Origin of the sequence: Vibrio sp. Makdt, from assembly GCF_027587015.1 — a bacterium.
In the GTDB taxonomy this organism is placed as follows: Bacteria; Pseudomonadota; Gammaproteobacteria; order Enterobacterales; family Vibrionaceae; genus Vibrio; species Vibrio chagasii_B.
This window is the reverse complement of sequence record NZ_JAPPTH010000032.1, coordinates 41682-51093: the sequence shown is the minus strand read 5'-3', so window position 1 is coordinate 51093 and position 9412 is coordinate 41682. Positions and strand designations below refer to the sequence as shown.

Genomic DNA, 9412 nt, shown 5'->3' with positions numbered 1-9412 from the left:
TAGCGGTTAACTTATGCGATACTAGCTCAGTTGGTAGAGCGCAACCTTGCCAAGGTTGAGGTCATCGGTTCGAACCCGATGTATCGCTCCAGCTTTCTTCTAAAAAAGCTAATAAGTACTTTAAACCACCGTGTTGTTCTTTAGATCACAGAGTTTAAAGGCGACCACAAAGGTCACGCTCTTTCTTTAATGCTGCGAAGCATAATCCCCCAAAAAAGCAAATAATCCTCCATCATGGTGGATATTTTTTTGTCTTAAATTTTTCTTAGCAACTGGAATGCTAGTAAACATCAGGTCTCTGAAGCAGATACTTGAGGTTTTTCACATCTATAAACAGACTTATCCACAAATAGTTAGATGTGGATAACTTGGTTGATAAAGTTATTTCAGGCTTAATTCTTTATATATCCCAAAAAGATCTTTCTTATTTTCAATATATTAGCTGAATTCTGGCGTTTGTAACTTGTTGTTTTTTATGGGTTTAGGTGCGTCTGTGGAATTAGGCGAAAGATCGTTAACTTGTTGTTTTTTGATCTTAATCATTTATCGGTACTGTGTTTAACTTTGCGCAGGTGTCGGAAGTTTACGAGAGTTCTGAATTTTTTCCACATTGTCAAAATTGAGAACAAGGTCAAACATTGTTCTAAAATTATGTGCAACGGGTTGTCTTAAATATTGGACTGTTAGTAAGAGCTAGCTTCTCATGCATTGGCATATATAGGGCTAAGCATCTCTTGGTAGTCCTTTCTCAACGATGCGTATCAGCCGATGCTTTTTAGTTGCAACTTTGCTGTTACCTTTTTGAACCTCAATAATGCTCGGCAATTGCTGTAATTGTTTTTCTAAAGCCCACTCGATATGAACATCTAACAGGTCGTTATTACCTCGGTGAGACTCTAACGTTTCAACAATACGTTGTTGGAATGGCGCATTACCCATAGCAACATAGATATTGCGTAACCATTGGGTATGGCCAATGCGTCTAATCGCTGAGCCTTCCATTTTCTTTAAGAAGGTCGCTTCATCCCAGCTTGCGAGTAAAACGAGATCGGCTTCTTGAAAATCTTCTCTACGGTGGAAGTCTTTTTGTTCAGTGATATCAGCATGCCGATTCCATGGGCAGACCAATTGGCAGTCATCACAACCATAGATCCGGTTCCCAATCGCTTCTCTGAACTCTTCTGGGATTACGCCATCGTATTCAATCGTTAAATATGAAATACATTTGCGAGCATCAACCACACCATCCGCAATAATGGCGCCGGTTGGGCAGGAGGTGATGCATGCGGTGCATTTGCCGCATTCGTCAACACTCGGCTCATCCGTTGGAAGAGGGATGTTAACCAGTAGCTCTCCTAAGAAGAACCAAGAGCCTGCGTCTTTATCGAGAATGAGTGAGTGTTTGCCTGTCCAGCCTAGCCCTGCTTTTTGAGCAAGTGGTCTTTCCAAAATAGGCGCTGAATCGACGAAAGGGCGTGAGTCTAAACCCTCGACCTCTTTTTCAATTCTTTGTCCCAGCTTTTTCAATTGGTTACGGAACAATTTGTGATAATCGCGGCCTAAAGAATAACGGCTGATATAACCTTGAGTGGTATCACTGAGGTTTGAGGCAAATTGAGCTTCTGGTGGTAGGTAGTTCATTCGGGCGCTGATGACTCGAATGGTTCCTGGGTGAAGTTCATTAGGACGTGCACGCATCATTCCATGTCGAGCCATCCAATCCATTTCGCCGTGGTGACCTGCATCTAGCCATGCTTGGAGAGGAGCTTCGTGTTCACTGAGATCAACATCGCAGATGCCAACTTTTTGAAAGCCTAACTCTTTTCCCCAAATTTTAATTTTTTCAGCAAGATGGTCTAGATTCATGGCTTCATTCTTATAGAGATAAGGATAACTAAAATTCGGTTCGGCAAAAATGGGGGCGGATCTTAACGGATCTTAGTGGTGTTGACCAGAACAGACGTGTTTTGAGCAGTATTTTTCATAGAACTTACACTTGAGTGCTTGTCTCCCAAAAGCATCACGGTTTACTATTCTTGTTCTTTTGATTTTTATATAGTCAACGATCGATTTTTAGAGAACGTATTCATGAGCACTAAACAATTTACTTTGAAAGATGAACAAGCAACGATTCAACTAGGAACGGAGCTTTCTAATCTTTGCTCACAGCAGACAACGATTTATCTGCATGGTGATCTTGGCGCAGGTAAAACGACGTTTAGTCGCGGCTTTGTAAAAGCACTTGGTCATCAAGGAAATGTAAAGAGCCCCACGTATACTCTAGTTGAACCTTATCAACTTGCAGATTGGCAGGTATATCACTTTGATCTTTACCGCCTAGCCGATCCTGAAGAACTCGAGTTTATGGGGATTCGTGATTACTTTACGCCTGACGCGATCTGTTTGGTTGAATGGCCAGAGAAGGGTTATGGATTACTGCCAGAAGCGGACATGGATATTGATATTCGTTACCAAGACGATCACCGTATTGTTTCTTTAACCGCTAATAGTGAATACGGACAGCGCTTACTTAGTCAGTTGGAGTTATGTTGATTTCTAGACGCCTTTTTCCAACAGTAGCCATGATGGCTGCTGTTTTCTCCTTACTATTTTCATCACTGGTTTCTGCGAATTCACTAAAAGGTTTGAGGGTTTGGCCTTCACCTGAAGAAACGCGTGTGGTTATCGATCTTAAATCTGAGGTCGACTTTAGCTATTTCACACTGAGTAGCCCAAGCCGCTTGGTTGTCGATTTAAAAAATACCGAATTGGCCACTAAGCTACCGGTGGTGGTGAAAGACAGCCCAGTACTGTCTAAAGTTCGTAAAAGCTCTCCCCCACAGAAGGGAACCTATCGCTTAGTTTTCGAATTGAAGAAATCTTCTAAAGCTGAACTCTTTAAGTTGAGCCCAACACCGGGCGGCCAATACGGGCACCGCTTGGTGATCGATCTGCCTCATGGTGCTGCGGGCAAGAGTAAGCCTGCGACAACTCCGAGCAAGCCGACGGTAAGCAAAGATATTAACCAGGTTAAGCGTCAGAAAGACATTTTGATCGTGATTGATCCTGGCCATGGTGGTGAAGACCCTGGTTCGATTGGTCCAAGTCGTAAATATGAAAAAGATGCGACGCTGAGTATTTCAAAGAAGTTAGCTGCTCAATTGAATGCGGTTCCGGGCATCAAAACTCGCATGACTCGCAATGCTGACTACTTCGTAAACCTCAATCGACGTGTTGCTATCGCTCGTGAAAATGAAGCTCACCTGTTGATCTCGATTCACGCGGATGCGTTTACCACACCTCAACCTCGAGGCGGTTCGGTGTTTGTATTGAACACTCGACGTGCGAATACAGAAATCTCCCGTTGGATTGAGAATAAAGAGAAGCAATCAGAATTGTTGGGGGGCAGCGGCGCTGCTTTCACTAGCAATATTGATGATAAGAACGTAAACCAAACCTTGTTGGACCTGCAGTTTAGCCATTCTCAAAAAGAGGGCTATAAACTGGCAACAGCGATTCTGTCTGAAATGGGTAAAGTCGCTAAGCTACACAACAGTAAGCCGATTAATACGAGCTTGGCAGTATTGCGCTCACCACAGATCCCATCGGTATTGGTAGAAACGGGCTTTATTTCAAACCCAACGGAAGAGAAGTTACTTTTCCAACGTTCGCACCAAGATAAGCTTGCACGTGCGGTAACTAAAGCTGTGGTGAAATACCTGAAAACGAACCCGCCAGAAGGGATTATCTTGTCGAATGCGACATCATCAACAGGCAGCGTGAGTCAGCATAAGGTGTCTCGTGGTGAGTCATTATCTGTGATTGCGAGTAAGTACGGAACATCGACACAAGCATTGATGAAGTACAACAATCTTAAGTCGAGCAGCCTAGCGATTGGCCAAGTGCTTAAGATTCCAGGCGGTGCTTCAAGCTCATCATCAAGCAGTACGGTTAAAACTAAGACTATCACTCACACGGTTAAGTCTGGAGAATACTTAGGTAAGATCGCTAGCCGTTATAAAGTATCTGTAGCTGATATTAAACGTGAGAACCGTCTAAAATCAGAAACGGTGAGAGTGGGTCAAAAGTTACGTATTACGGTTGAGGTTAAGGATGTTCCTCTGCGCAAACATAAAGTCGCAAGAGGTGATTACTTAGGCAAGATTGCCGCGAAGTACGGCGTGAGTGTGAACAGCATTCGCCAAGCGAATAAGCTACGCTCTGATGAACTGGCGATTGGACAAGTGCTGATTATTCCTCATAAATAATCGAGTTTAACTAACATAGAAGTGCCTTCTAAACTTTGAAGGGCTTCTATGAATGGCAGTAAGGTAGCTATAAATATGACGATCAAAATACTGCCAGCTCGCTTAGCGAACCAAATCGCAGCGGGTGAAGTGGTAGAAAGGCCAGCCTCTGTTGTAAAAGAGCTGGTTGAGAACAGTTTGGATTCCGGCGCGACACGTATCGATATTGATATCGAGAAAGGTGGCGCCAAGATGATCCGTGTTCGTGATAACGGTAAGGGCATCGTAAAAGATGAACTTGCTCTCGCACTAAGTCGCCACGCTACCTCTAAAATCCATACTCTTGATGACCTTGAGGCGATCGTCAGCCTAGGTTTCCGTGGTGAAGCGCTAGCGAGTATTAGCTCAGTAGCGCGCTTAACCATGACCTCACGTCCTGCTACTCAAGATCAAGCTTGGGCGGCGCACAGTGAAGGCCGAGACATGCAGGTAAAATTGCAGCCTGCCGCGCATCCAATTGGCACCTCGGTTGAAGTGCTGGATCTGTTTTTCAATACCCCGGCACGCCGAAAATTCTTACGTACTGAAAAAACCGAATTCACTCATATTGATGAGCTGCTTAAGCGCATCGCATTAAGTCGCTTTGATGTGACGATCAATCTTCGTCACAACGGCAAGATGATTCGTCAGTACCGCGCTGCTAAGACAGAGGTTCAAGCCGAAAAACGAATTGCTGCGGTATGTGGTAATCCATTTGTTCGTCATATGCTTAAGATAGAGCTTGAGCACCAAGGATTGAAACTTCATGGCTGGATCACCACGCCAGAAGGGGCAAGACAGCAAAGCGACTTACAATACTGCTATGTGAATGGTCGCATGATGCGTGATAAACTGATCAATCACGCGATTCGTCAAAGCTACGAAACCAGCTTGCGTCCAGACCAATTTGCAACTTACGTACTCTTCATTGAACTGGACCCGCATCAAGTCGATGTGAATGTTCATCCTGCTAAACATGAAGTGCGCTTTCATCAGGCTCGTCTGGTGCATGACTTCATCTATCAGGCATTGAGTGATGGTCTAGCACAAAGTAAGCAAATCGATGCGGCGCCGATTAATCAATCTGCTTTCCATCAATCAGAAGCCCCTAACTATCAACAAGATAGTTCCGTGCCTGAAGCGGAAGATATGACGAGCTTTAGCGCTCCAGAAAGCTATGTCCCAGCTCATTCGGAACAATCGCAGGTTTCTGAAAGAGTGCGACATGCGATTGAGCAGACTCCAGCCTATCCGAGAAAAGCAGAATCCGAGCAAGTTTATAACCAGGCTCAACATAGCGTTAATGATGGTGGTCAGCACTATAGTTCAGCGTCGAATAGAGGCTCTTCAAGTAATTTGGGCTCACCTGTTAACCGAAACTCGTCTGCTCGTGAAACCAGTTTTACCGGTTCGCCTCGTCAAGAGTGGATAGAATCACGACCGGCTCCGAAGAAAGAGAAAGAGTCACATCAACACCACGCCGAACCTGCACCTTCGAAGCGTGAGGTGAGCGCTTACAAAGAGCTGTTGAAAACGCCAGATTTTGAGCGCCAAACGGTGGAGCCATCAGATGCTCAACAGCCGGTGACGCAAACAGCGCCAAGCGATACTGAGTTGCCTCAGTCGAAGCCAAGAACACCAGTCACTGAATTAGGTAAGGCGGTCTCGATTGTCGAGCGTCAGTACCTGATGATGGGCAATAAGAATGGTTGCGTGTTGGTCTCCTTGGCTAAAGCGGAATTATTGCGCGTTATTGGCCAGCTGGATACACGAAGCGGGGCATTAAAAAGCCAGCCATTACTGGTGCCTTTATCGCTTAAAATTGGCAGTGAATTGGTTGAGGTGGCGAAGGCATTGAGCCAACCACTGGCTCGTCTTGGTATTGAGCTTAAAGTTCGAAATAGTGAAGCCATTATGGTGATGGGGGTTCCTTCTCCATTAAGACAGCAAAACTTACAAATTCTGATCCCAGATCTGTTATCGTACGCGGCTTCAATAAATGCCCAGGGTGCAGTGAAGCAACCTAATGACATGTTGTCAGCTTTGGTTAACTGGATCGGGATTCAAACCGCACAAGTAAAAAGCGACTACACTTTATCTGAAGCGGTTCAATTAGTTGGGGAACTTGAACAACTTTGGCATGGTCTACTTCCATTAGATGATCCTGAGTTTGTTAATCCTATCGACTTTTCGGCGACTATTGCGGCATTTATGGCTTAGTTTATTGATAAATTGAGCTAGTTTACGGCTTAGGCTGTGTATGATTTTATTTTTACGATGGACGCTTTTTTGAACGCGAATCCCTCGTGACAAAAGCCCTTTGCTACAAAGCGCTATAACTGAGAAACAAATACTAACTATCATGACTGAAAAATTACCTTTAGCGTTGTTTTTAATGGGCCCAACGGCATCAGGGAAAACAGATTTAGCTATCCGCTTACGTCAGAAATACCCAGTAGAGATCATCAGCGTCGACTCGGCACTTATCTACAAAGACATGGATATTGGCACCGCTAAACCGGATGCAGAAGAGCTTGCGCTCGCGCCTCACCGCTTGATTGATATTCTTGATCCAAGCGAAGCGTACTCTGCGGCAGATTTTCGTCGTGATGCACTGAAAGAGATGAACGAGATCGTTGCCCAAGGCAAGATCCCTATTTTGGTGGGCGGCACTATGCTTTACTACAAAGCGTTGTTGGAAGGTTTATCGCCACTACCGGCTGCGGATCCCGAGATTCGTAAGCAGATTGAAGCGGAATCTATTGAGCAAGGTTGGCAAGCATTACATGATCAATTAAGAGAGATTGATCCCGTATCCGCTGAAAGAATACACCCAAATGATCCACAAAGGCTTTCAAGGGCATTGGAAGTTTATCGAATTTCGGGTAAAACATTAACAGAGCTAACTCAAACGAAAGGCGATAGCCTGCCATTTCGTGTAAAACAATTTGCAATAGCTCCCAAGGAAAGGAAAGAACTCCATCGCCGCATTGAGCTGCGTTTCGAGAAGATGATCGAAGCAGGGTTTGAAGAAGAAATGAAGGCGCTGTACGCCAGAGAAGATCTTCATCCTGAATTGCCATCGATCCGATGCGTTGGTTATAGGCAGATGTGGGATTATTTAGACGGTAATTGTGATTTAGACGAAGCGGTTTTCCGTGGTGTCTGTGCAACCCGTCAGTTGGCCAAGCGACAGATCACCTGGTTGCGCAGTTGGGATGATTTAACTTGGTTGGATAGCGAAAACATTGATCAAGCGTTAGAAACTCTTTCAGATGCAATAGCATCTGATTAGCATTGCTGTGTATAATGTGATCGCTTTTGCGTGAATATACTCTGGAAAGGATCCGTTATTGAGGCTTTTTAAAATCACAGCCTTTCAATAACAACGGAGTTTTTTTATTCATTTAGCTCAGATGCAAAGGCCGCACCTTTTTGTGCACCACTAGCTAAATAATTACAACAAAATACAAAATAAGGAAAATAAAATGGCTAAGGGGCAATCGCTACAAGACCCATTCCTAAATGCACTCCGCCGTGAGCGCATTCCAGTCTCAATCTACCTTGTAAACGGCATTAAGCTGCAAGGTCAGATCGAGTCTTTCGATCAATTCGTGATCTTGCTGAAGAACACTGTAAACCAAATGGTTTATAAGCATGCGATTTCTACTGTGGTTCCTGCTCGTGCAGTAAGTCACCACAGCGGCGAGCAACGTGCTCCATCTGATCGTACTGAGAAGACAGAAGATTAATCGTTCAATTAACACAGCAAATGCTGTGATAAGGAGTTGGTTGCTTGTTTGACCGTTATGAATCCGGTGAGCGAGCCGTACTTGTTCATATCAACTTCACGCATGAGGGAGAATGGGAAGACCTAAGCGAATGCGAAATGCTGGTCTCCTCTGCGGGGGTAGAAACGCTACAAGTGGTTACTGGTAGCCGCCAATCCCCACTCCCTAAATACTATGTCGGAGAAGGTAAAGCCCTAGAAATCGCACAAGCTGTTCAGCTGACCGGTGCTGAAATTGTGATTTTTAACCACTCCCTCTCTCCTGCCCAAGAGCGAAACCTCGAGCAATTGTGTAAATGTCGTGTGATTGATCGCACGGGTTTGATCTTAGATATCTTTGCACAACGTGCGCGAACTCATGAAGGTAAGCTACAAGTTGAGCTCGCTCAGCTTCGTCATATCTCTACTCGATTGATTCGTGGTTGGACTCACCTTGAAAGGCAGAAAGGTGGTATTGGTCTTCGTGGTCCAGGTGAAACTCAACTGGAAACCGATCGACGTTTGTTGCGTGACCGTATAAAGGCAATATTACGTCGTTTAGCTAAGGTAGCTAAGCAACGTGAACAAGGGCGACGTGCTCGTAATCGAGCTGAGATCCCAACCGTTTCTTTAGTTGGTTATACCAACGCGGGGAAATCAACGCTTTTCAATCGAATCACTAGTGCCGGTGTTTATGCGGCAGACCAACTGTTTGCAACACTAGACCCAACACTACGTAAGATTGATTTGTCAGATGTCGGGCCTGCGATTCTCGCAGATACCGTAGGTTTTATCCGTCATCTACCACACGACTTGGTCGCTGCGTTCAAGGCTACGTTACAAGAGACGCAGGAAGCTGACATTTTGTTACATGTTGTTGATGCCAGTGATGACCGCTTTCGTGAGAACATTCAGGCTGTTCATGATGTATTAGAAGAAATCGATGCTCATGAAGTGCCAACCCTTGTAGTCATGAACAAGATCGACTGCATGGAAGACCAAAAACCTCGCATTGATAGAGACGAAGAGGGCGCACCACGCGCTGTTTGGGTTTCTGCGATGGAAGGCGAAGGTATTGAACTGCTGTTTGAAGCTTTAACTGAGCGTTTAGCGAGTCAAATGGTTCAATACCGACTGTGTATTCCGCATCAACATCAAGGCCGAATTCGTAGTTTATTTTTCCAGCTGAAATGTATTCAACAGGAAGAGTATGATGAAAATGGTAACTTGTTGATAGATATCCGAATGCAACAGATAGATTGGTCTAAACTTGAAAAAAGAGAAGGGGCGCTCTTGGGTGACTTTATCGTTACCTCAGAGACTGCTACAGTATAACGTCATATCAAATGATGGAGCT

General features: G+C 44.7%; 7 protein-coding genes and 1 tRNA gene. 7 read left to right on the top strand and 1 reads right to left on the bottom strand.

The window, feature by feature from the left end:
* Positions 1-15 precede the first annotated feature (15 nt).
* Positions 16-91 (top strand) — tRNA-Gly (locus OH460_RS24795).
* Positions 92-723: 632 nt separating this feature from the next.
* On the opposite strand, the gene queG is transcribed toward OH460_RS24795, so the two are convergent.
* Complete coding sequence (queG, locus tag OH460_RS24790) at positions 724-1866, bottom strand: tRNA epoxyqueuosine(34) reductase QueG (RefSeq protein ID WP_269999874.1); 1143 nt, start codon at positions 1864-1866, stop codon at positions 724-726.
* A gap of 222 nt (positions 1867-2088) precedes the next feature.
* On the opposite strand from queG, the gene tsaE reads away from it, so the two are divergent.
* From tsaE to hflX, 6 genes are all read left to right on the top strand, one after another.
* On the top strand, positions 2089-2553 hold the full coding sequence (gene tsaE / locus OH460_RS24785; protein WP_008223947.1) for a tRNA (adenosine(37)-N6)-threonylcarbamoyltransferase complex ATPase subunit type 1 TsaE: 465 nt from the start codon (positions 2089-2091) through the stop codon (positions 2551-2553).
* On the top strand, positions 2547-4268 hold the full coding sequence (locus OH460_RS24780) for an N-acetylmuramoyl-L-alanine amidase (protein WP_269999873.1): 1722 nt from the start codon (positions 2547-2549) through the stop codon (positions 4266-4268). Before tsaE ends, OH460_RS24780 begins: the two co-directional genes overlap by 7 nt.
* Before the next feature lie 75 nt (positions 4269-4343).
* Positions 4344-6506 carry a DNA mismatch repair endonuclease MutL gene (gene mutL / locus OH460_RS24775; protein ID WP_269999872.1) on the top strand — a complete coding sequence of 721 codons (2163 nt, stop codon included), beginning with the start codon at positions 4344-4346 and terminating at the stop codon, positions 6504-6506.
* A 142-nt stretch (positions 6507-6648) separates the two neighbouring features.
* The gene (miaA, locus tag OH460_RS24770) at positions 6649-7581 is read left to right on the top strand and encodes a tRNA (adenosine(37)-N6)-dimethylallyltransferase MiaA (RefSeq protein ID WP_269999871.1); all 933 of its coding nucleotides are present in this window, start codon (positions 6649-6651) and stop codon (positions 7579-7581) included.
* Positions 7582-7774: 193 nt separating this feature from the next.
* The gene (hfq, locus tag OH460_RS24765) at positions 7775-8038 is read left to right on the top strand and encodes an RNA chaperone Hfq (RefSeq protein ID WP_269999870.1); all 264 of its coding nucleotides are present in this window, start codon (positions 7775-7777) and stop codon (positions 8036-8038) included.
* Between the two features lie 44 nt (positions 8039-8082).
* Positions 8083-9390 (top strand): ribosome rescue GTPase HflX, encoded by a 1308-nt coding sequence (gene hflX, locus OH460_RS24760; RefSeq protein WP_269999869.1) that lies wholly within the window; start codon positions 8083-8085, stop codon positions 9388-9390.
* Positions 9391-9412 lie beyond the last annotated feature (22 nt).

Excerpts from the sequence above, each read along its gene's own strand:
- queG (WP_269999874.1), bottom strand. The coding sequence starts at position 1,866 with ATGAATCTAGACCATCTTGCTGAAAAAATTAAAATTTGGGGAAAAGAG.
- tsaE (WP_008223947.1), top strand. The coding sequence starts at position 2,089 with ATGAGCACTAAACAATTTACTTTGAAAGATGAACAAGCAACGATTCAA.
- OH460_RS24780 (WP_269999873.1), top strand. The coding sequence starts at position 2,547 with ATGTTGATTTCTAGACGCCTTTTTCCAACAGTAGCCATGATGGCTGCT.
- mutL (WP_269999872.1), top strand. The coding sequence starts at position 4,344 with ATGACGATCAAAATACTGCCAGCTCGCTTAGCGAACCAAATCGCAGCG.
- miaA (WP_269999871.1), top strand. The coding sequence starts at position 6,649 with ATGACTGAAAAATTACCTTTAGCGTTGTTTTTAATGGGCCCAACGGCA.
- hfq (WP_269999870.1), top strand. The coding sequence starts at position 7,775 with ATGGCTAAGGGGCAATCGCTACAAGACCCATTCCTAAATGCACTCCGC.